The sequence below is a fragment of the Erythrobacter sp. R86502 genome (assembly GCF_042466465.1).
GTDB lineage: Bacteria > Pseudomonadota > Alphaproteobacteria > Sphingomonadales > Sphingomonadaceae > Erythrobacter.
In genome coordinates, this window is the sequence record NZ_JAXHCJ010000001.1 from 2,918,393 (window position 1) to 2,940,254 (window position 21,862).

The 21,862-nt window shown below is 62.6% G+C and carries 19 protein-coding genes; 10 read left to right on the forward strand and 9 right to left on the reverse strand.

Annotation, left to right across the window (positions count from 1 at the left end):
- Positions 1-20: 20 nt before the first annotated feature.
- From SJY33_RS13950 to SJY33_RS13960, 3 genes are read right to left on the reverse strand one after another with little or no spacing between them, the layout of a single operon-like run.
- Positions 21-1,901, reverse strand: a complete 1,881-nt coding sequence (locus tag SJY33_RS13950; protein WP_379923381.1) for an asparagine synthase-related protein — start codon at positions 1,899-1,901, stop codon at positions 21-23.
- Positions 1,898-3,553 (reverse strand): ABC transporter ATP-binding protein, encoded by a 1,656-nt coding sequence (locus tag SJY33_RS13955; RefSeq protein ID WP_379923382.1) that lies wholly within the window; start codon positions 3,551-3,553, stop codon positions 1,898-1,900. The genes SJY33_RS13950 and SJY33_RS13955 overlap by 4 nt, the downstream gene beginning before the upstream one ends.
- Before the next feature lies 1 nt (position 3,554).
- Positions 3,555-4,745, reverse strand: coding sequence for a nucleotidyltransferase family protein (locus SJY33_RS13960; protein WP_379923383.1), 1,191 nt, complete (start codon positions 4,743-4,745; stop codon positions 3,555-3,557).
- Positions 4,746-4,941: 196 nt separating this feature from the next.
- Here SJY33_RS13960 and rfbA point away from each other — a divergent pair, with 196 nt between their 5' ends.
- Genes rfbA through rfbB form a run of 4 tightly spaced genes read left to right on the forward strand, consistent with a single transcriptional unit; the run spans position 4,942 to position 8,276 of the window.
- The gene (gene rfbA, locus SJY33_RS13965; RefSeq protein WP_379923384.1) at positions 4,942-5,838 is read left to right on the forward strand and encodes a glucose-1-phosphate thymidylyltransferase RfbA; all 897 of its coding nucleotides are present in this window, start codon (positions 4,942-4,944) and stop codon (positions 5,836-5,838) included.
- Positions 5,835-6,380, forward strand: a complete 546-nt coding sequence (gene rfbC, locus SJY33_RS13970; protein WP_379923385.1) for a dTDP-4-dehydrorhamnose 3,5-epimerase — start codon at positions 5,835-5,837, stop codon at positions 6,378-6,380. The genes rfbA and rfbC overlap by 4 nt, the downstream gene beginning before the upstream one ends.
- Positions 6,377-7,234: a dTDP-4-dehydrorhamnose reductase gene (rfbD, locus tag SJY33_RS13975; protein ID WP_379923386.1), complete on the forward strand. Its 858-nt coding sequence runs from the start codon at positions 6,377-6,379 to the stop codon at positions 7,232-7,234. The genes rfbC and rfbD overlap by 4 nt, the downstream gene beginning before the upstream one ends.
- A complete protein-coding gene (gene rfbB / locus SJY33_RS13980; RefSeq protein WP_379923387.1) occupies positions 7,227-8,276 on the forward strand; it encodes a dTDP-glucose 4,6-dehydratase in 1,050 nt (349 codons plus the stop codon). The genes rfbD and rfbB overlap by 8 nt, the downstream gene beginning before the upstream one ends.
- Positions 8,277-8,279: 3 nt before the next feature.
- Here rfbB and SJY33_RS13985 read toward each other — a convergent pair whose 3' ends face one another.
- Positions 8,280-8,996 (reverse strand): SGNH/GDSL hydrolase family protein, encoded by a 717-nt coding sequence (locus tag SJY33_RS13985; protein WP_379923388.1) that lies wholly within the window; start codon positions 8,994-8,996, stop codon positions 8,280-8,282.
- 121 nt (positions 8,997-9,117) lie between these two features.
- Here SJY33_RS13985 and SJY33_RS13990 point away from each other — a divergent pair, with 121 nt between their 5' ends.
- From SJY33_RS13990 to SJY33_RS14010, 5 genes are all read left to right on the forward strand, one after another.
- Positions 9,118-9,612 (forward strand): acyltransferase, encoded by a 495-nt coding sequence (locus SJY33_RS13990; RefSeq protein WP_379923389.1) that lies wholly within the window; start codon positions 9,118-9,120, stop codon positions 9,610-9,612.
- A 218-nt stretch (positions 9,613-9,830) separates the two neighbouring features.
- A complete protein-coding gene (locus SJY33_RS13995) occupies positions 9,831-10,826 on the forward strand; it encodes a glycosyltransferase (RefSeq protein ID WP_379923390.1) in 996 nt (331 codons plus the stop codon).
- A 62-nt stretch (positions 10,827-10,888) separates the two neighbouring features.
- The gene (locus SJY33_RS14000) at positions 10,889-11,662 is read left to right on the forward strand and encodes a glycosyltransferase (RefSeq protein ID WP_379923392.1); all 774 of its coding nucleotides are present in this window, start codon (positions 10,889-10,891) and stop codon (positions 11,660-11,662) included.
- A gap of 215 nt (positions 11,663-11,877) precedes the next feature.
- A complete protein-coding gene (locus SJY33_RS14005; protein WP_379923393.1) occupies positions 11,878-13,332 on the forward strand; it encodes an oligosaccharide flippase family protein in 1,455 nt (484 codons plus the stop codon).
- Positions 13,333-13,440: 108 nt separating this feature from the next.
- Entirely contained in the window at positions 13,441-14,487 is a 1,047-nt protein-coding gene (locus SJY33_RS14010) for a hypothetical protein (protein WP_379923394.1), read from the forward strand.
- 47 nt (positions 14,488-14,534) lie between these two features.
- Here SJY33_RS14010 and SJY33_RS14015 read toward each other — a convergent pair whose 3' ends face one another.
- The 3 genes from SJY33_RS14015 to SJY33_RS14025 form a co-directional block, all read right to left on the reverse strand.
- Positions 14,535-15,086 carry an FkbM family methyltransferase gene (locus SJY33_RS14015; protein WP_379923601.1) on the reverse strand — a complete coding sequence of 184 codons (552 nt, stop codon included), beginning with the start codon at positions 15,084-15,086 and terminating at the stop codon, positions 14,535-14,537.
- A 409-nt stretch (positions 15,087-15,495) separates the two neighbouring features.
- Complete coding sequence (locus SJY33_RS14020) at positions 15,496-18,015, reverse strand: hypothetical protein (protein ID WP_379923395.1); 2,520 nt, start codon at positions 18,013-18,015, stop codon at positions 15,496-15,498.
- Complete coding sequence (locus tag SJY33_RS14025) at positions 18,015-18,281, reverse strand: hypothetical protein (RefSeq protein ID WP_379923396.1); 267 nt, start codon at positions 18,279-18,281, stop codon at positions 18,015-18,017. Before SJY33_RS14025 ends, SJY33_RS14020 begins: the two co-directional genes overlap by 1 nt.
- Before the next feature lie 327 nt (positions 18,282-18,608).
- Here SJY33_RS14025 and SJY33_RS14030 point away from each other — a divergent pair, with 327 nt between their 5' ends.
- A complete protein-coding gene (locus SJY33_RS14030; RefSeq protein ID WP_379923397.1) occupies positions 18,609-19,949 on the forward strand; it encodes an O-antigen ligase family protein in 1,341 nt (446 codons plus the stop codon).
- On the opposite strand, the gene SJY33_RS14035 is transcribed toward SJY33_RS14030, so the two are convergent.
- Together SJY33_RS14035 and SJY33_RS14040 are read right to left on the reverse strand one after the other, a co-directional pair.
- Positions 19,946-20,911: a glycosyltransferase family 2 protein gene (locus SJY33_RS14035; protein ID WP_379923398.1), complete on the reverse strand. Its 966-nt coding sequence runs from the start codon at positions 20,909-20,911 to the stop codon at positions 19,946-19,948. The genes SJY33_RS14030 and SJY33_RS14035 overlap by 4 nt on opposite strands.
- A complete protein-coding gene (locus tag SJY33_RS14040; protein ID WP_379923399.1) occupies positions 20,904-21,791 on the reverse strand; it encodes a glycosyltransferase in 888 nt (295 codons plus the stop codon). The genes SJY33_RS14035 and SJY33_RS14040 overlap by 8 nt, the downstream gene beginning before the upstream one ends.
- Between the last annotated feature and the right edge of the window lie 71 nt (positions 21,792-21,862).

Genomic DNA, 21,862 nt, shown 5'->3' on the forward strand with positions numbered 1-21,862 from the left:
CTCCTGCGAGTCATGAAAAATTAAAAACGTGATAACCAGTTCAGCAGGTAGATCAGTTCCTTCTCTCGTTCAAGCGTGGACATGTCTGAACGTGGCACCGATATTGTTCCATCAGGCGATGACGCAACATAATCACGCAGGTGCACCAACTCCGCTTCGTCCATGTCTGAAAGCGTGTTCGGGAGGCATGCTTCGGTAAAGCGCCAGCCAACATGATGGCGGCCGCACTTCCAGCGCACCGAATCGGGCAGCATACCTGCCATCGATCGCCGAAGAATCAGCTTGGCCCAACCATTCGCATGAATTTGCTCTGGCGGCAGGGTCAGGCAAAACTCAAGCAGACGGACATCCAAAAATGGATCTCGAGGTTCGATCGCAAAAGCCCCTGCCACCCTGTGATAACGTTCGCGCGCAACGATGGTGTAGGGGTGCAGCATCCGTCGCGCATGGGCCCCCTGTTCACAGCTTGGCCCCAAAGCCACGTGCGCTTGATTTTCACGTCGGCGCGCAGCCATGTCAATTCGCGCGGCAAGGGCGGGGTGAACGATACTGAGCTTTTCATCTCTCTGGGCGACAACCATCTCCCACCGCTTCCTCCGCATTGCGCGTAGGGACGCGGGTACGAGGATATTTTTGGCAGCGGAGCCAAATGCCGCGGCAGCACTGCGGTATCCGTTGCTCCAAAAAGATTCTGTCGCGTGGGCCTCATGCCAAGCAGCGAGCACGTTGCCGCGGCGCAGATGAAAATCGACCAGGCTGCCGGTGCCCAACGTAGTATCTCCGGACACTCCATCGAGCATGACTTTCACCCCCGCTTGGCTGGCGAAAAGATAAATCGCCCGGATGACCGTCATATTCCCATCAAAGGGATCACTTTGGTTCTCGGCGTATTGCCGAACCTCGGAGCAAAACGCCTCGGGCTGTCCAAGCGAGGCGAGGCGCGGCGCGATATGCGGTATAGCCGCGATGGAATCGCGGATGCAGGCGCTTTCCCGGCAGGCCGGATCATCGTCGACGCCGGAAAAGGTCATCAGTGGCGGTGCACCGGCCTGCTGCAGCAACCGCGCGGCAATGGCCGTGACGGAGCCCGAGTCCATTCCTCCCGACAACATGGATCCGACAGGATCGGGCGAGCGCAGCCGTGCGCGGACCGCCTCGGTCAAAACATCAAGGAAGGCGGCTTCATAATCGGCGTTGTTGACCCGGTGGATGACAGGCGACCGAGGCTCAAGCTGCCAATAGCGCCAGATCCGCAGTGCTCCTTCCTCAACGATCAGCGCATGAGCCGGTGGCAGGCGCAGAACGCCTTCATAGAAAGTCGACACATGGTCGATTGCTTCAAGCTGCTCAAGAAAGTCGGCGATGCGCCGCTCGTTGATCCGCTTCGGAACATCCGGATGAGCAAGCAGGGCTTCGGGATCGGTGGCGCAAGCAAAGAGTTTGCCGGGCCGGTAATGGTAGCTCAGCTGGCGCATTCCCACCTTGTCACGCGCAGCGAACAGGCGCTGATGGCGCGGATCCCAGATGATGAAGGCAAAATCGCCGAGTAGATGCGTCGGGCAATCACGATCCCATTTGAGATAGGCCATCACGATCAGCTCGCCGTCACCTACCACCCGACCGGCCACATCGATCCCGAGCGTCGCGATCAGCTCTGCCCGGTTGTCGAGGCGGACATCGGCGGCAATGATACATCCGGTCGGGGCATGACACAGCAGCAATGGCGCATCACGCGCTTCGGGCGTGGTTGCCAGCAGCGCATGGCCAAGCGCAGCGGGGCCATCGGCCCTGAGCGCCGCGCCATCCGGGCCGCGCGGCGCCAGCTTTGCGAGGATCGGCGCCGCATCCTCGGCTGCGGCCGGGCGGCTATCGAGCCGAAGGACGGCGCAGATCCCGCTCATGCCTTCGGTTCAATCGCGCCACTGCTTACGGGCGTAAGCGTGATGATGCGGTGAGCCAGCGCAAGGCTGGCGGGGCGATGGGTGATGATGATAACCGTCCGGCCCGCCAGTTCGGTGATGCATTCCTCGACAAAGGCAGCTTCGCCGTCGAGATCATACATGCTGGTAGCTTCGTCGAAGATATAGATCGGGGGATCGCGCAGCAGCGCACGGGCGAGCGCGATGCGCTGGCGCTGACCGCCCGACAATCTCACGCCGTCGTCGCCAATGCGGGTGGCAAACCCTTCTGGCAGGGCCGTGATGAAGTCCCACGCCTGTGCCATCTTCGCCGCGCGTTCGAGCTTTGCGGGATCGGGATCGGGCAAGCCAAAGGCAATGTTCTCGGCAATGGTTGTATCGAGCAGAAGAGGGCGTTGTGGGACAAATCCGAACTGCCGCCGCAGCGCTTTCACGTCGAGTGATGTGATATCGATTCCGTCGAGCGTGATCCGCCCGGCTTCGGGTTCGTAAAACCGCAGCAGCAGATTGACCACGGTGGACTTGCCCACCCCGTTTGCGCCGGTGAGGGCGACGATTTCGCCGGGAGCGATCGCCAGGTCGAAACCCTTGAGCACCGGCGTGCGCGCGGGATAGGCAAAGTCGACCTGTTCGAACGCAATGCCACCGTTGGCGCGGCCCAACCTTTGCGTCTGCGCATAACCCGGCTCGGGGGGAAGGGCGAGAACCGTTTCGAGCCGCCCCAACGCGCCCCGTGCCAGCTGATAGCTGCCATACGTGCCCGCCAGACTTCCGACCGGGCGGGTCAGCAGTGCAGCATAAAACAGGAAGGCGAACAGTTCACCGGGCGTTCGCGTTCCCGCGGCAATCCCGGCGTTGCCCGTCACCAGCACACCAATGGCGCCCAGCGCCGCGATCAGCGTGACGCTTGGCCCGATGAAGGCGGTGATCCGCGATTGCGTCAGACGCAGCTTGCGGGCCCGCTCGATAGCGGCGGCATAGCGCGCGGCGTGGACATCCTCGACCGCGAAGGCTTTGATGGCCGGAAGCATTTCGAGGTCGGCTCCGGCATGGGCGAAGACTTCCATCTCTGCCTGCCGAACGGCGCTTCCCATTATGCGCAATCGGCGGGACAGCAGCCTTGTGCCGACGTAGAACACGACGACGAGGGCCGGAACCAGCAAGGCCATTGCGGGGTCGATCAGGAACATCAGGATCACCGCACCAACGGCGGTCATCGCCATTGCGGGAAGCTGCGCCAGCGTGGCGGTGAGAAAGGTGCTGAGATACTGCACTTCGTAACTCATCAGCGCAAACAGATCGTCCTGACGGCTGGAATCATGAAACGAGATCGGCATCGCCTGAATATGGGCATAGGCTTCGCGTCGCAGCCCGGCGAGGATCTTTCCCGACGCCTGCTCCGAAAGAAAGGCAATCAGGATGCTGGTGACGGCAAGACCGACGAGCGCTGCACCCAGCAGTGTGAGGGTGGCCCCCATATTCAACGCCGCATAACCGAAAATGCCTGCAGCCAGCTGCGCGGCAAGCCAGGGCAGGGTCAGGGTCGCCAAGGAGGTACACAGCGAAAGACCGCCGATCACGGTCAGTTCGCTGCGATATCTCAGCGTCCATCGCCAGAGCGCTTGCAGGCCCATGTCAGGGCCGCCCTGTCAACACGCGGCCCAAGCCGCCGGCCAGTCGTCGGACCTGCAGGATCGGCAGCGGCCAGTGCGTCGCATCGGCGAAGCGTTCGTGGAGCACCTCGGTCCCGGGGAAAAAAGTGTATCGGGCCACATGCAACTTTTCCCCCCAGGTCCGACTGGCCGCGAAATCGAGCCTGAGCCGATCGAGCCCTGACAGCGCCTCGAAATAGCGCATCACTTCACGCTTGCCCGGCATGGTTTCCAGTTCACGGCTGACGGCATCGGGGATGGGGGTGCCAAGAACCCGCTGGGCATAGGCCAGCGCCGATCGCACCAGCGGCGCCGTTCCGCTCGCCCTCACCACCGCGATCAAGTCATCCCAGTCGCCCGGGGCGAGGGACCGGCAGATCAAATCAAAATCCACCGCCCAGATCAGGCGTTCGCGGTCGAACAGTTTGTCGTCTCCTGACGTGTAGCCAAAGGTACCATGCGCGGCGCGGTTGATTGCGACAAGCACGAGATTGTCAGCCGGGGCGATCGCCCAGGCGCGGTCGGATAGGCGCGGCAGGGGCGCCTTGTGCGAACCTACCCCGGCGCTTTCCAGATGGTATGCCAACAAGGGACTGGCATTGATCCGCCAGTGCAGATCGAACACGTGATCGAACCCCATCGGGCAGGTTTGCGACCAGCTTTCCTGCAAGGGGCGCTTGTCGCCCACCGGATGAAACCCGTTTGCTGCCAGGGTTCGGCGCACGTCCTTGCGTCGCACATCGCGCAGCAACAGGTCACTATCCCCGCGCCGCCGCGTCGCAGGGTCCGGATAGACCGAATAGGCCAAAGCAGTCCCCTTGGTGATAACGCAGCCTGCTCTCGCATCGCCAAGGGCGACCACGAGCCGGGTGAGAACCTGGCGATGCCCCAGTTCCCAGAATGTCTGCGCCCGGGCTTCCTGTCCCATCGCTGTGCGCAGCGATGCTGGCCAGCCTTCGAGCTTTGCCGGGTCGTTCAAAAGGAACAGCATGATCCCGTGAAACGCGATCCGTTTGAAAACGGCGTCCGCGACATCAGCTGCGCAAGGCCAATGGGGAGGCCATGTAGGCAGGGGGGATGCATGAATGGCCGCACGCAATGCCGCACCCAGAAAGCGGTCAATCGCTTCGGTCATCGGGTCTTCGTTCTGCGAAATTTTGGCATCGTGTTGCATGTTAACGGCATCTTGTGTTTCAATTACGCGCGACGCCTGCAAATTGGGAGCTTCGATCCCTCCGTCCCTCGTGCGTTAGACGAAATTGGAAGGCGTGCAATACGGTTCACAATTCGCGGTTGACCCGGCAACATCATGCTGCAATGCGGCACGCGGTGGCCGAAAGTTCACAAAATGAAAAGGCGTAGCGGTCGCAATGGCACTCGATAAGACAAGGCGCGGTATCATTCTGGCAGGCGGTTCGGGCACACGCCTTTACCCCCTGACCCGCGGCGTTTCCAAGCAGTTGATGCCGATCTACGACAAGCCGATGATCTATTATCCGCTCAGCACGTTGATGCTGGCGGGGATCAGAGATGTCCTGATCATCACCACGCCCGAAGATGCCGTCCAGTTCCAGCGCGTTCTGGGCGATGGGTCGGATCTGGGGATCTCGCTGAGCTATGAAACCCAGCCCAAGCCCGAAGGACTGGCGCAGGCCTTCCACATCGGCGCTGACTTCGTGCGCGGCGGCCCGAGCGCGCTGATCCTGGGCGACAACATCTTCTACGGCCACGGTCTTCCGGGCCTTCTGCAAAGCGCCAATTCGCGGGATGCCGGCGCAACGGTCTTCGCCTATCGCGTCAATGATCCGCATGCTTTTGGCGTCGTGGAGTTTGATCCAAGCGGCAAGGCCGTCTCGATCGAGGAAAAGCCTGCGAATCCGAAATCCAACTATGCCGTGACCGGCCTGTATTTCTACGACGACACCGTCGTCGATCGGGCGCGCGACCTTGCGCCGTCACCGCGCGGTGAGCTTGAGATTACCGATCTCAACCGGCTGTATCTCGACGAAGGCGAGATGTCGGTCGAGATCATGGGGCGCGGCTTTGCCTGGCTGGATACCGGCACCCATGCCTCTTTGCTGGATGCCGCCACCTATGTTCGGATCACCGAGGAACGGCAGGGCCTAAAGATCTGCTGCCCCGAAGAAATCGCGTGGCGACAAGGGTTCATTACCGGTGATCGCCTGCGCGAGATCGCCGAGCCGCTGCGCAAGTCCGGCTATGGCGAATATCTGATCAAGCTCCTCGAAACCCCGGTGCTCCCATGAACATCATCGAAACCGCCCTGCCTGGCGTGCTGATCTTCGAACCGCGGGTGTTCGGCGATGCGCGGGGCTTCTTCATGGAGACGTGGAGCGCGGCTGGCTTTGCCGGCGCGGGACTGGGCCTGACCTTCGTGCAGGACAACCACAGCCGCTCGCAGAAAGGCGTGTTGCGGGGGCTGCATTTCCAGAACCCCGGCCCGCAGGGCAAGCTGGTGCGCGTGGCGCGCGGCGCCGTCTATGACGTCGCCGTCGATCTTCGCGCATCCTCGCCCCATTTCGGCAAGTGGGTCGGTGTGGAACTGAGCGAGCAGAACCAGCGGATGTTCTGGGTTCCCGAAGGCTTCGCGCATGGCTTCCTCACGCTCGAGGATGACACCGACTTTCTGTACAAGTGCACCGCGCCCTACGCGCCGCAAAGCGAGTTCACGCTCGCCTGGAACGATCCGGCCGTGGGGATCGAATGGCCGGTCGGTGATGTCGAACCGCTCATCTCGGACAAGGATGCCCGCGGTCTTTCCCTCGATCAGGTTCCGGTGTTCGCATGAGAGTTCTGATCACGGGAGCCAATGGCCAGCTTGGCGGAGCCTTGCAGCGGCTTGCGCCGGAATGGGCCGAGATCAGCGCCATCGATGTCGATGACTGCGATCTGACCGATTCCGGGATGCTGACCGCGCGGCTGGTGGTCGAAGCGCCCGACATCATCATCAACGCGGCCGCCTATACCGCGGTCGACAAGGCCGAAGCCGACGAGGAGCGCGCCCGAGCGATCAATGCCGGCGCCGTCGCCACGATGGTTGCGGCGATGGCCGACACGGGTGGCAAGGTCGTCCATGTTTCGACCGACTTCGTCTTCGATGGCACCTCCAGCGCCGCCTATGATCCGTCGGCGACGCGCAATCCCTTGTCAGCCTATGGCCGCACCAAGGCCGAGGGCGAGGATCAACTGCGCAGCGAGGACCTTCTGGTGCGCACCGCCTGGGTCTACGAAGCGGGCGGCGCCAATTTCGTGCGGACCATGATCCGGCTCATGAAGGAGCGGGACGAGCTGGGCGTCGTGGCGGACCAGATCGGATCACCGACCTGGGCGAGCGGTCTTGCTCGTACGATCTGGGGTCTGGCCGAAAACAAGGCGACCGGGACGTTCCACCATAGCGACGCAGGCGTTGCCAGCTGGTACGATTTCGCCGTCGCCATCGCCGAAGAGGCGCAAGCCCTTGGCCTGCTGACGCGGATACCCGTCCTCCGGCCGCTCACGACCGCCGATTACCCGACGCCGGCAAAGCGTCCGGCGTTCTCCCTGCTCGATTGCCGCGCCACCCGGGCGGCGCTGGGCGAAGACGCGGTTCATTGGCGCACCAATCTGCGCCTGATGCTCAAAGAGGAAGCAAAGCTTGGCTAATCTGCTCGTCACTGGCGGCGCCGGTTTCATCGGCGGTAATTTCGTTCACTACTGGAACGCCAAGCACCCCGAGGATCGGGTGGTGGTCCTCGATGCGCTGACCTATGCGGGCAACCGCTCGACCGTGGAAGGCAGCAAGGCCGAGCTGGTCGAAGGCGACATCCGCGATACCGCGCTGGTCGAAACTCTGCTGCGCGACCACGCCATCGACACGCTGGTGCACTTTGCCGCCGAAAGCCACGTCGACCGCTCGATCACCGGGCCGGACGCGTTTATCGATACCAACATCCTCGGCACCAACAGCCTGCTCAAGGCCGCCCGCGCCGTGTGGCTGGCGGGCAGCGGCCAGCCGCACCGGTTCCATCACATCTCGACCGACGAGGTGTTCGGATCGCTGGGACCAAACGATCCGGCGTTCTCGGAAGTCACGCCCTATGCGCCCAATTCGCCCTATTCGGCGAGCAAGGCGGCGTCCGATCACTTGGTGCGCGCCTATCACCATACCTATGGGCTCGATGTCACGACCAGCAATTGTTCGAACAATTACGGGCCCTATCAATATCCCGAAAAGCTGATCCCGCTGTTCCTGCTGAATGCGCTGCATGGCCGCAGCCTGCCGATCTACGGCGACGGCATGAATGTGCGTGACTGGCTGCACGTCGAGGATCATTGCCGCGGGATCGAGGCCAGCCTCGTCAACGGCAAGCCGGGCGAGACCTACAATATCGGGGGCGGGGCGGAACTGCCCAACCTTGAAGTGATCGCCGCGATCTGCCGCGAAGTCGACCGCGCTTTTGCCGAAGTCGAAGGTCTGGCGCAGCGTTACCCCGATGCCCCGGCCGCCAAGGGCGAGGCGACCGAGACCCTCAAGACCTTCGTCACCGATCGCGCCGGGCATGACCGTCGCTACGCGATCGACGAAACCAAGGCGCGCGCCGAACTGGACTATGCCCCGGCTCATGGATTTGACGAAGGCCTGCGGCAGACCTTGCGCTGGTATCTCGACAACGAAGCCTGGTGGCGCCCGCTGCTTGCGCGTTGATCCTCAACGGACGGCGGGGCAGAATTGCCGTGCCAACCACAATCCGAGGCATCGATGGCCTGCCGCGTTCATGTGAACCGCATCGCGGCTCAATACGGGCTGGGAGGCCGGGCACGATGCGAAGGCGTCGGCCGGATCAAGCACCGCCAACGCGTTGGCGCGGCCCACATCGCGCGCCGCACGGCGATAGTGCTGCAGGCGTGCCGTAATCGCCCGGCTGCCACCTGGTGGCGGTGCCAGCAAAATCACTGTCTGCCCGCGCGCACGCCATCGGGCGATCTGGCGGCTGAGCGCAGCAGCGTAATCGGCGATGGCCACAGGCTGCTTCTCCCGCAGCCAGCCGCGCGGCGCTGCATCATTGGTCCCGAAGGCGAGGATCACCAGGTCGGTACCGGGCAGGTCTCGCCCGCGCCATCTCTGCTCCCCCATGGCGGCGGTGTCGCCGCCAACGCCATGCAGGCTGATGGCCACGCGCCCGCCCAGGGCCTGCGCGAACACCTGCCCAAAAGGTTCGCCACCGCCATTGTCCACCCTGCTTCCGGCCACATGACTGTCACCGATCACCGCGATCGTCGCGCCTGCACGCGGGCAACCGAGCGGTCCGCTGGCAAAGCTGACCGATGACGCCGGCGTACTGCGCGTCCCGGCGATCCGCCATGCCGGCACCTCGGGCCAGAGAAGGCTGGCCAAACCTGCCAGCACAATTGACAAGACCAGCACGCACGCTCTGCGTCCAGTCACAAGGGTCTGCCGGGTCTGCACCCTTTGGGAATTGCGCCTATGGGGATTTTGGGTCAAGCGGCCCGGTGCGCTGCGGTGGCGCAATCGAGGGAGAAGCACTGTGAGTCTCGCCAGGCTGGCGTTCCTGCGCAAGCTGTTGACCGGCGCGCGTCTGCGGTTCTTTCGCGGGGTGATGAAGATGGACATCCACCCCAGCGTGGAGATGTCGCTGAGCGCCAAGCCCGACATGACTTTCCCCCGGGGCGTGCATATCGGCGCCTACACCTACGTCGCGTTCAATGCCCGCATCCTGACGCATGACCGAACCCGCGGCCTTTATGTCCACACCCGCATCGGCCGAAACTGCTTCATCGGCGGAGAAAGCATCATTCTTCCCGGTACGACCATTGGCGACAATTGCGTCATCGGCGCCGGCAGCGTGGTGACCAAGGACGTGCCGCCGCGGTCGATCGTCGCCGGCAATCCGGCCAAGATCATCCGCTCCGAAATCGAGGTTGGTACCTATGGTCGCTTCATCGAGGCTGACGATACCGAGCAACAGCTTCGGGCGACGGACCCGGCAGCAGCCGGTCTTCCCAATCGGCTGGGCCAGTAAATGCGCAGGGCGATCCAAAAATACGGATTGAACAGGAGTGGGATATGAAGTGTCTGGTCTATCTTCCCCACTCGTACACGGGTCGCGGTCCCGCCGAAAGCTGCATCCGGATCATCGAAGCCTTCGCTGCGGAGGGGGTCGAGCCAACCGTCTTTGTGTATCGGGCTAGGGCGCCCATTTCATCAAGCATCACTGTTGTGGAAGCGGGCGGAAGTTTGATGCGGAAACTTCCGTTCCGATTGATTGCGCAGGTTTCACGGTTCCGTCTCAACCAAAAGTTCCAGCGAGCGATCGATGAGGCGCAAGCCGGGACCATAGCCTATTTTTGGCCGGATTCCCCTGTCGAACTGGTGCATTATGCGAAGCGGAAGGGCCTCGTCTGCGTGCGCGAAATGATCAATAGCCCTTTAGCAACGGCCAAGCCGATTCTGGATAGTGCTTACAAAAACGCAGGCTTGGAGCCATCGCACGGCATTACGCAAGCGATGGTTGCCCACGAAACCGACGAGCTGGCACTGTATGACTATGTATTCTCGTCCAATGCCAAAGTTGATGCCGCACTGCGGACGCTCGGGATTGCTGAGGAGCGCATACTTGTCTCCAGCTTCGGTTGGACCGAGGCGCGCTTCCCGAGATTTGAAAGCCCTGCCAGTTCAGGCGATGAGACAGGCTTCCGGGCGGTCTTCGTGGGCTTGATGAATGTGCGCAAGGGTATTCCGACCCTTCTCGAAGCGTGGGACATTGCCGGTCTTGACGGTGAACTCGTGCTGGCAGGGGCGCCGGAGGAATGCCTCAAGCCCCTGATCGAGAAGGCATGCCAGGGAAAGCGCGTGCGCCATCTTGGCCATGTCAGCGATGTCGCCTCGCTGTATCGATCGAGCGATGTCTTCGTGTTCCCGACCCATGAAGAGGGAGGTCCGCAGGTCACCTATGAGGCGGCAGCCTGCGGTTTGCCGGTCATCACCACCCCGATGGGAGCAGCGCGGCTGGTAGAAGATGGCCGGACGGGATCGATCGTTCCCAGCGGCGATGCCCCGGCGCTCGCTGCGGCGATGCAGCGCCTTGCCAGCGACGAAAGCTTGCGGCGGCGCATGTCGATCAAGGCGACCCGGCAGGTCGGCCGCTTCGAATACCGCGCCGTGGGGGCCGAACGCGCGCGGATGCTGCTGACGTGTGCAGCGCGGCTGCGGCAGGAGCCTGCGGCCGCGTCTTGACTTTGGATGGCCCGGCGCGGAGGGGGGAGCCGACCTCCTCCCGACGGCCGACGGAACCTGCATTGCCCCTGATCAGCACCTCCGATTTCTGCGTCATCGCTGCTGTCAATGATGATGAGATCCTCGACCATTGTCTGGCGCGGTCGCCCGACATCGCCAGCGGCGCGTTGCCGCTGACGATCATTCGCAACGCCAGATCCATGTCGGAAGCCTATAACCGCGGCTTTGCCCAGACCGATCGCCCGATCTGTCTGTTCGCCCATCAGGATGTCTATCTGCCCGAGGGCTGGCTGGAGCGCGCGGTCGAGGTGCTTGGCCGGCTGGAGCAGGATCATCCGGACTGGATGGTGGCTGGCCCCTATGGCGTACGCAAGAACGGCATTCATGTCGGGCGGATCTGGGATGTGGCGATGGGCATGGCTCTGGGCGAGACAGCGTTCGAACCCACGCCGATCGAAGCGCTCGACGAACTGCTGCTCATCGTAAAGCGCCAGCCGTGGTTCACCTTTGATCCCGAACTGCCCGACTTTCATCTCTATGGCGCGGATCTGGTCCAGACCGCGTGGGCTGCGGGCAAGAGCGCCTTTGCCGTGGAACTGCCGGTGGTCCACAATAACCGGCCCTATTCGTCGCTCGGGAAGGGTTATGTTGCGAGCTATCGTTACGCCCGGCGCAAGTGGCGGCGCAGGCTGCCGATCTTCACCACCATCTGCAAGATCAGTTACAACCCGCTTGCGCTGTGGCGCACGCAATGGCGTCGCCGCAAGGCGCAGACAGAGCGCGGGCGGTTGGCTGCCGTGTCGAGCGAGGCAGCCCGGCAGGCCGGGTACGAGTAAGGCGGGCGGCAATCGCCATGCCGATCCAGCGGCGTGGCTTTCGGCGCAAATGGTGCCGCCATCATCACGCTTTGACATGGGGACGCTTGCCTGCAGCGCATACTGCGCCTAGCCGACGCAACATGCAGCGCAGCGGTCCGCGTCGGCATTGAAACGATGACATCGATGTGCGATGCCCCGCGCGCGCTTTAGGCGCTCCTCTCGGAAAGTAGTCAATGCAAAGCGTCAAGGACATAGCTTTCAGCTTTGCGACCATGGCCGTGGTGGTGATCGTGACGATCATCTCGGTTCCGCTGTTTCTCGCGCAGATCGGCGCGGAGCGCTACGGGGCGCTTGCGATTGCGTGGCTGGTGCTGGGCTATGCCGGGCAGGCCGATTTCGGCATGTCGCGCGCGATCACGCAGCGCGTGGCAGCCCTGCGCGGGGCCGATGGCGATGCCGGACAGTCGGCGCGCGCGATCTGGTCGGCGTTGCTGGTGGCGTCCGCGATCGGGGCGGTCGCGGCGCTCGTCGTGTTTGTGGTGGTGGACTGGTTCTTTGGCGGACCGTTCAAGATCGATCCTGAAATCGCCGACGAATTCACCTATGTCGCGCTGATGCTGGCCGTCAGCACGCCACTGGTGAATATTTACAGTGTGGCGGTGGGCGCGCTGCTCGGGGCCGAGCGGGTGCAGTTGGTCGCTACGTTTCACCTCTCGAGCTCGCTGTGTCTGACCCTGTTTCCGCTTGCGGCGGCTTATCTTGTGGCCGTCGACCTTTCGACGCTGGTGTTTGCCGCCTTTCTCGCCCGGTTGGCGGTGACCGCTCCTGCTGTGGCGGCGTGCTGGCGGCAGTTCCTGCGGAACCAGCCAACCCGCAGCTCACGAGCCGAGATCGGCAATCTCGCGCGCTTCGGGTCGTGGGTGATGGTGACAGGGCTGGTCAGCCCGCTGCTGGTGATTTCCGACCGGTTCCTGATCGGCGCGATTCTGGGGGCTGTGGCGGTCGCGGTCTATACCATCCCGTTCCAGGTCGCGAACCGGACCATGATGATCCCCTATGCGGTGATGCAGGTCATGTTCCCCAAGCTGGTGCGTGGAACCGATACCGGCTCGCATGCCAACGCCCGCGAATACATGGTGGTGCTCGGGTCCGTTTACGCAGTGGTGGTGATCGGGGTTATCAGCTTGGCCGAACCGCTGCTGCGGCTGTGGCTGGGTGCGGGACTTGACGAAAGATCGATCCTCATCGCGCAGGTCATCATGGTCGGACTGTGGGCCAATGCGGTCGCGCAAGTGCCGTTCGGTTTCATCCAGGCACGCGGCGACCCGAAATTCACCGGCCTGCTGCATGTGGCGGAACTGCCGATCTATTTCGCCGTGCTGGTGCTGCTGGGCAGTGCGTTTGGCTTGGCAGGGGTTGCGGCAGCTTTCGTGGTGCGGTGTGCAGGCGATCTGCTGGCACTGCTTTATCGGGCCAGGATGCTTGACCGATGGGTGGCCGCAAGACTGGTGCCGACCGCACTTGTTGTATTGGCGGCGCTCGCTGCGATCCGGATGTGGGACCATGCGTTTGCGCCCTATGTCATTGCCGCAGCCTTCGGCGCTCCGGCAACGATCTGGGCATGGGCGTGCTTGCCGGCCGCGCTGCGGCAGCAATTGCTGTCCCGCTTGCCGATGCGAACGGCGTGAGCGCATCGCTTGTCTAACGCCAGCCTCCTGACTAAGCCCGCGCAGCCGCTCGGCGATGCGACGTCGGCGATTGGGCTGCCGGGCCCGCGCGGGGCGAATGGGGAAGCGATGCAACACCGTAATGTCCCGCTGATCGTCTGCTACGAGAATAGGCCCGAATGCGAAGACGGCGTTCGCGTGCTGGTCGCCAGCCTGAAACGGGCGATGCCCGATGCCCGGCTGCGGCTGTATCACAATCCCGCAAGCCCGGACTTTGCCGACTGGATCGGCCAGTTCCCGGGAATCGAGTGGCGACCGGCGACGCTGCCGGCATCAACGGGATGGAACGTGAAGCCGCATGTCCTGACCGAGGCGCTCGATGATGGCCATGAACAGGCGCTTTGGCTGGATGCGGACTTGCTGGTGGCACGGGACTTTTTCCCGTTTCTGGCGGCGGCACCGGCCGATGCGCTGATCGCCACCGAGGAAGCCAGCTGGGGTTCGTGGGACGACAGCGATTTTCTGCGCACGCGGGGCTGGGGGCTGGAACCCGGCAGACAGTTGCCCTTTACCACCAATTCCTGTGTCCTGCGGGTGACCCAGGCCCATCGCGGCCTGATTGCGGCATGGCAGGAACTGCTGTCAAGCCCCGCCTACATCGCCGCGCAAGCGGCCGACTGGAGCACCCGTCCGCCGCACATGATCGGCGATCAGGACGTGCTCACCGCTCTGCTCGGCGCAGACGCGTTCCAGCATATCGAGCTGCGTTTCATGCGCCGGGGAAAGCACATCCTGCAACTGTTCGGCCCGCTCGGCTTCACGATCCGGGAACGCCTGCAGATCGGCTTTGGCCGGCTTCCGCTGATCATCCATGCGCAGGGCACCAAGCCCTGGAAGGTGGAACGCGCGGCGTCCCAGCGGCAGTGGTATGGGCGCCTGTTTGCCATCTATCAGGACACCTCGGCCTACATCATGTTCGTTGAGAAGTATCTTCAGCCCGGACTTCGTTTCGCATGGCTTGCCCCGGCATCGCGCGCAGGCGCAGCGCTTCGCCGGTCGGGCCTCGGCAGCATTGCCCTGGCCGGCGCGCCCATCGCGGCGTTGTTCGATGCGGTCTACGGCCCGCGGCGGATGCTCCGCCGGATAATGGGCCGTCGCCGGGTCCCGCGCACATAGCGGATTACCTGCCTCGACGTGCGCGAGGCAGGTTCAATAGCCAAGGTTCAGGGGTAGATGAACAGCTGGTTGGCGCGGTCAGGTGCGAACCGAATGACCCGTTCGCGGCGATACCCCAACCCCGTCATCAAATCAAAAACGCCCTGATCGTTGCGGGCCTCGACCTCAACCAGCACTGTCGGCTTGTCGCGTTCCAGAACCGAGCGCATGCCGGTCAGCGCGCGCAGTTCGTGGCCTTCGATGTCCATCTTGACGAAGCCGATGGTTGCATCGCCAAGAATGTCATCGCCGCGGACTAGCTGAATCGCGGTGTCGCCTGCCCCAGGAGCGCCGACATGGGCTGCGCCGATATTATTGACGAGATGGACGATCATGCTGGCTTCGGCCGCATTGTCAGACAGGCCGACCCGCTTGATCTCGCTCTTCGCGAACAGGCCGTTGAGGCGCAAGTTCATCTCGAGGATCCTCGCCGGACGCGGGTTAGGCTCGATCGCGATGATCCGGTCGACGGGCAGGAACAGTCCGGCAAAGACAGCATGGTTGCCGACATTGGCCCCGACATCGAGGTAGGTTCCGCCTGCGAAATGTTCGGCGATTATCTGGAGTTCTTCTTACTCGTAAAAGCGGCCATGGAGGTGCATCTGTTGGATGAAGTCCCGCTCGTTCTCGACAAAGAACAACGCCTCGCCTCGTTGGTGGCTCACCCGGCTTACCGCGCCCCGGGAAAGCCCCTCAAGGTCGCGTCCCCACGATAATGAAAAACCACTGTAATGACCAGTAAGGCGATGCGTGTAGGGACGAATAGCGAGTCCGCGTGATGCCAGATAATGCCTTGATTTAGCGAGAAGCGTACGCATTGAACGTCCCTTGCTGCGCAGGTCAATCACAGCGGATCAGGCGATGGCCAACACCGCTGTGCGACGGGCGACTAGCAGCTAGGCAGAATTCTCGCCATCACCAAGTTGCTCACGTCTGAACGAGTCGATGGCGGAGGGCCAGCCTGCGGCTCTAGGCATTCGTGAACACCCCGGTTCCCTGCTTCCACGCATCAGCATTGGCCGCCGCGGCATCATTCGGGATCGCCTTGCGCAGCGCGCCGTTGAAGTCGATGGACAGGTCAGCAAAGCGCACGCCGGGGTTCACCTCAACCAAGCCTGCGCCGCGTGCCAGCATGTTGAACTTGGCCGTGGCGAACTGGCCGTTGCCCGGTGTCAGGAACGGGTAGGTTTCCGTCACGCCGTTGATGGTAAGGGTCGCTTGCCCCAGCGCTATGTTCACATCGAAGACGATATCGAGCCACGTTGCAGGAACAATACCCCCGGTGAAGCGCAGCGTGCTGCTACTCAGCAACGAGGCTCCCGCGCTGTCGGTCAAATTGATACGCACAGGCCCGCCGCCACCAACCAGATCGACATAGCAGTTGTTGAAGCCCTGCGAGACGATCCGGTCGCCATTCCCAATTGACGCTGTATCGGGGAAGAAGAACTTGCCCCGGAATGTCATGCGGTTCGTCAGCGCCGGCGTGTTGGCCGTGTCCTCAAAGCGGGCGGCGGGTGAGGGCATGACAAGCGAGACAGCCGGAATGTTGGCCGTGGTAATATCGACGCTCTGTGCAAAGCCGTTGATCGTCACCGAGGCGCTGACAACCGTGCTTCCGACGCTGGCGCTTGTCGCCCTGATCTGAATGAACTGATCGGGCTGGATGGTTCCCGCGCTGGTCGTCCATCCCTGCAATTGGGTCGTGCCATCCGTGTCGACGCTGCGCCATTCGGTGCCGGGGCCAACGCTGACAGCCTGCGATGCGCGCCGGTTCAGGATCTTGCGCAGCGGCAGGATGGTGAGCGTGCCCAGCGGTTGCTGCGTCAACCCGTTCCAATGCGCGCCGCTCGGCACGTTTTCCCACAGGATGACCGCGGTGTGATCGCCGGTGGTCCAGTCGACCGCGTTTGCGGTTGCCACGGGGCCAAGGCCGGTGCCTTCCGCCGCCGTGCCAATGACCCCTTCGATAGCGGCGCGTGTGCGGGCCACCCCGGACAAGCCGGCAATGGCGGGCAACACTGCACTGGGATCGGGGGTGTCGAGAATGCGCAACAGGTCATCGGTAACGATGGTGCCGAGAAGCGGTTGATACTCCGCAGTCAGCGTCTTGCCTACATAGAGGCTCCCGCTGTCGTCGCTGTAGAGGATCAGGCGCGTGTTCACATCGCCGGGATTGCGCCAGTTGGCAATCAACGCGCCGTAAATCAGGGTATCGACGGCGGGGTATTTGGTGAAGCCCATCGCCATGCCGATCGGCGCGCCGCCCACCCACATGCTCGAAATAAAGTAGGCGTTCTTATAGGAGGGGCTGAAAGCGTTATCACGCATCAGCACGCCTTGGCTTTGAACATCGCTGCGAAGGTTGCCGGGATGGACGCGATTGCCTGCAAAATAGATCGGGCCAACCGCACCACTTCCGTTTGCGAAGCCTTGGAACTGGTCGCCATGCGGATCGCCTGCATCACCGTTCTCGCTTTCACCGATACCGGAACGGGCAAAGGGCAGGCTCTCGATGTTGCGCAGGTAATAGGCAACACCAGTGCCGGGACGAGGCACGGACGCGATGATGTCCTGATAGATGCGATCAATGTCGCAATCCATGATGACGAGCGAGTTGGGCTGGCCCATGCTCTTGAAGGCGTTGCTGAGGTCGCGCATCACCACGTTGCGGAAATACAGGCTTTCAACATCAGCCGCGCCCGAAGCGGCGAAGGCGTCGGCAAGGTATCCACCCAACCCGATTTCGGCGCGCGCATTGACCTCGCTGGTTCCGGTGGTTGCCAGCACGGCAAAGTGCGTTGCGCTCGCTGGCACCAGTCCGGTGAAGCGGTAACGTGCGCCCGGTGCAACAAGCTGGCTGGAACCAGTAGCCACGACGCCATCCCCGCCTACAGCGACACGAACGCTGTTTGTGCCGCGATTGAAGAACTCAATAATGCCGCCGCTGCTCGCAGGGTTCTGCCACGTCAGCGGATAGGTCGCGCTGGTGGTGGTAGCGGTCTGCACATGTGCGATGCGCGCATATTCGGGCAATTCCGCGCTGGTATCAATGTCGGCAAGACCGGCGCCGTAACCGTGACGGAACCTGGTGCCGTTGATGAAGCGCAGCTTGCCGAAGGTGCCAGTGCCGAAGGTCAAGCAGGCGCTTGCCAGCCTTGGCCAGCCCGCCATCTGGAAGTTGAAGGCGGAAAAGTCGATGCCGCGCACCGTGCCGCTGAGCGTCAGGGCGGGAATGCGGGAAGCGGCATCGGCACAGCGCAGTGTCAGCGACGCGCCTTGCGCGTGCATGTCGCGATTGGTAATCGTGCGCGGCGTGAAGCTGCTACCCCGCACCTCGACGATCTTGCCGGAAAGAGTGGCGGCGCTGTTAGCGAACACCGCGTCCCATTCGCCGTCATTGCTGACGACGTAATCGGCCGCGTCCGGGACCGGCCCCTGGCCCGCACCGGCGAGCATGGCCTGCCCGCCGATGATCATGCGCGCGAGCATCAGGCGCAGCCGACGATGGCGGTCGCGGTCGTGCCGGTGGCACGCACATGGCTCGCGCGGACATAGATATAGCCGCCCGCCGGGACATTCTCGAACACGACATCAGCGGTCGAATCCAGAGCGCGCAGAGTGACCCGCCCCGCACCGCCGACGTAAAGGTACTTCGGGACCGCAACCAGCGGCGTATTGTCGTGAGGGGAAACGGCAAAGGCGTCTTCGCTCGGTGTCAGGGCCGATTGGACAGCGTTCTGGAATTCATCTGGCATCGCACAACCTCTTTCGTTAGAATTTCAATGCCAATGAACCAAATTGGTAAAGTGTAGGAAAGCACTTTGTTCTGATTTGTGGTGATTGCCCTTCACGCGGCGGTCGTGGCCGTCAGTCCGGCGCCAGCGATGCCGCTCGCCATCTCCTTGTAGAAAGCCATCCGAAACGGTGCTAATCGCGTCCGCCTGACAGCGAAGCAGCCTATTCGGTTCGGAAATCGCGTCGGTAGTAAGTCCCGGCTATCGGGCGTGTGTCCGGCGATGCCGGGACATTGTGACCCGCTTTCCCCGCATGGAGGATGGCAGGTTGGAAGGATGATGAGCCGGATGGATGCCACCTATCGCCAAGTTCCCGCCCACCGGCGAGGGGGCTTTGCCATGCCGCAGCGCACAGCAAGCGCGCTGCCGGTCACCCTGGCGGCGGTACTGGTGTATCTGCTGCTGATCCCCCAGCAATTCAACATAACCCTTGGCGGAATCTATCTTTCGGCGTTCCGCGTCTTCCTGCTGGGCGGCAGCCTGTATGTGCTTTCGAACGCGCTTCAGAAAAACCTGCGGTTCGCCTGGCCCGATCTCATGGTCATCCTGGCGGTGGCGTGGATCTGGCTGGCCTCGTACATGAGTAGCGGTTCTGTGCTGACGGCGCTTGAAATGGGCGGCTCTCACACTGTCGATATGGGGCTTGCCTACTTTTTCGCGCGCGCGACGATCCGGACGCCGACGGATTTGCGGCGATTGCTCGTCCTGATCACACCGGGAATTTTCATCATCGGGAGCGTGATCGCCGCCGAAGCGCTCGGCCGCGCCTATATCCTGCAACCTATCGCATCGGCCCTGACCGGCCAGCCCATGCCGATCAATTATGAAATCCGCATGGGCTTGCTGCGCGGCACGGCATCCTTCCCGCACCCGATTCTGGCAGGCATCGTCATGGCCAGTTTCCTGCCGATCTTTCTGATGTCCGGCCTGCGCGGGTGGCCCAAGATCCTGGGCGTGATCGCGGGGGGCTTTGGGGTTTTTTCCATGAGCTCGGCGGCGATGCTCGGAGTGGTGGTCGGCGGGGGCCTAGTTGCTTATGACTGGCTTACCGAGCGCATCGCCAATGTGACCTGGCGGCTGTTCATGATCATTGTGATTGTCCTTTATGTCTCCGTGGAGTTGACCAGCAATTCCGGGTTCTATGGATTGTTGATCAAGTATGCGTCTTTGAACACGGGATCGGCTTACAACCGCATCCTGATCTGGGACTTCGGCGTAGAAAACGTTGCCCAGCATCCGTGGTTCGGGATCGGCTATGCCGACTGGGATCGGCCAAAGTGGATGCACTGGGGGTCGTTCGACCACTTCTGGCTGATTTCGGCACTCCGCTTCGGCATTCCTTCGGCATTCTTCCTGCTGGCAGCTACACTGATCGCACTGGTGATGGTCGTGACGCGATCGCGTGATTTGCCGCTGCACGATGCTCGGCTGCTGCGAGGGATCGCGATTTCGCTGGCGGTGTTCGCGCTCGGCCTGAACTCGGTCACGCTCTGGATGGGTGCGCTGGTTTGGTTTTTTATGCTGATCGGAATCACGGTCAGCTTGGGGACGCCACCGCTTCGTCGTATGCGCGTTTACCAGCGACCTGCTCGCCAGCCACAAGCGCAAGAGCCTTTAGTGCAAAGCTAGAGCGGCGCACGCTTGAGTTTGGCGAGAAGACCTTTGCTCGGGTGATAGCCGTAGCGCCAATGACCAGGCTTTAGCGCGATAAGCTCATGCTTTCTCGCCAGCTCTTTGCCTTTGGGCGTGAGAACGCCAGCCATCTTGCCAAGGACATAGCGGATCAATGAGGCAAGCCAGATCAATGCGAAGGCAGTAAACCGGCGATATCCATTCCAATGGATACGGGTAAACTCCATTATCCCAGCAATGAGATAGAGTTGGCGGGTGCGAGACGCAGGCGCTCCGTGACCGATATCATGGAAGGCCCGCGCGTCGCCAATCCGCCAGAAGACGTGTCCCATGCGCGCCAATCGGTAGAACAGATCCACTTCCTCGCAATAGAGGAAGTAGCGCTCGTCCATGCCGCCGGCCGCGTCCCATGCCTGCCGGGAAAACATCACGAATCCACCCGACAGCGCATCCACCTGCTCGTCATGCGCGAAGGTCGAACTCGCGTCGACCCGGGCCAGCGACCGCCCCACCAGTCGCGAGGCCATCTCGCGCAAGGACGGGACATGAACGCTGTTGCCGAGATCGGGGCGCCCCGCGCGGTTCAGCGTGACGCCGCCCCAGGCCGCAGCCGCACTGTGCCGCGCAGCCCCGTCGAGCAGGGCATCGACGGCGCCGGCGTGCATTTCGAGATCGGGATTGGCCAGCAGCAGCATCGGCGCCCGCGCTTCGGCAGCGAGACAATTGTTGCCGGCCGCAAAGCCGATATTGCCGCGACCGGGGATGATCCGGACCTGCGGATAGGCCTGGCCCACCAGCGCCGCCGTGGTGCCGTCGCCGTTGTCGATCATCAGCACTTCATAGGCGTGCCGTGTGCAGGCCATTGCGATGGAATCGATGCAGGCGGTGATCACCTGGGCCGAATTATAGGCGACGATCAGGATGCTGACGTCGGGCGTTTCGGGCGGAAATTCAGGCATCGGTCTTGGCCAGCACGCGCGAACTGACGTCACGGCTCCAGTTCCTGCCGCGGCCGCGGATCAGGCGCCATTTCGCCAGCAGCCGGGCACTGATCTTGATCGTGAAATACACCAGCAGATCCTTGATATTGCCGCTATTTCTGAAGGCCGCCAGCCCGCCGCTCTCTTCGCTGATGGCGACATGGGGACTGGGATGCAGGCGATGCACTTCGGCGGTGCCGATGAAGCGGCGCGCCTCGATCCTGATCTGTTCGATTGCCGTTCGCGGGGGGTAAACCACTGAAAAAACGGGCCGTCCCTCTGTATCTTCGCTGACGTAACACCGTTCATGATCGGCAAAGCGCGTGTGTATCCACAAGTCATCACCGATGATCGCAGGAAATTCGCCGATGCGCGAAAGTGCGGCGGCCGAAAGCCCGTAACAGCCCGCACCGCCCTTGCCGGCCCTGGCATATGGCTGGCGCGACCAGACCCTGTAATAGGCCTTCATCGCCCAGTTGCAGTGGGCCAGATCGATCCGGATCTGGGGCGCGGCGGCCATGATACCCGGCTGGCGAAGCACTTGGGCAAGTGCGGCAAGCGAATGAAACCCGCACTCGACATCCGCATCGAGAACGATGCGCGGAAACGGCAGCGCGTGACGATTGGCGGCGTTGATCGCGCCCGTTTTCGAGCCATGAGCCAGATCAAGCACAAGAGCATCGGGGGCAGCAGCGCGTGCGACCTCGACGGTGCGATCGCTGCAACCATTGGCAGCGACCACGATGGTCATGGCATGACCATCGTGGTCGTCACGCTGAATCGTGGCGAGACACCGGGCAATCACCGACTCTTCATTATGCGCCGGGATGATGACCGTGAAGGTCCCGTTCTCAAGCATCGCTTGTGTTCCGTCCTGTCCCGATCAGGGGCTTGGCGCTATCCATCGGCGCCCCCGGGCCTCGCTGATCG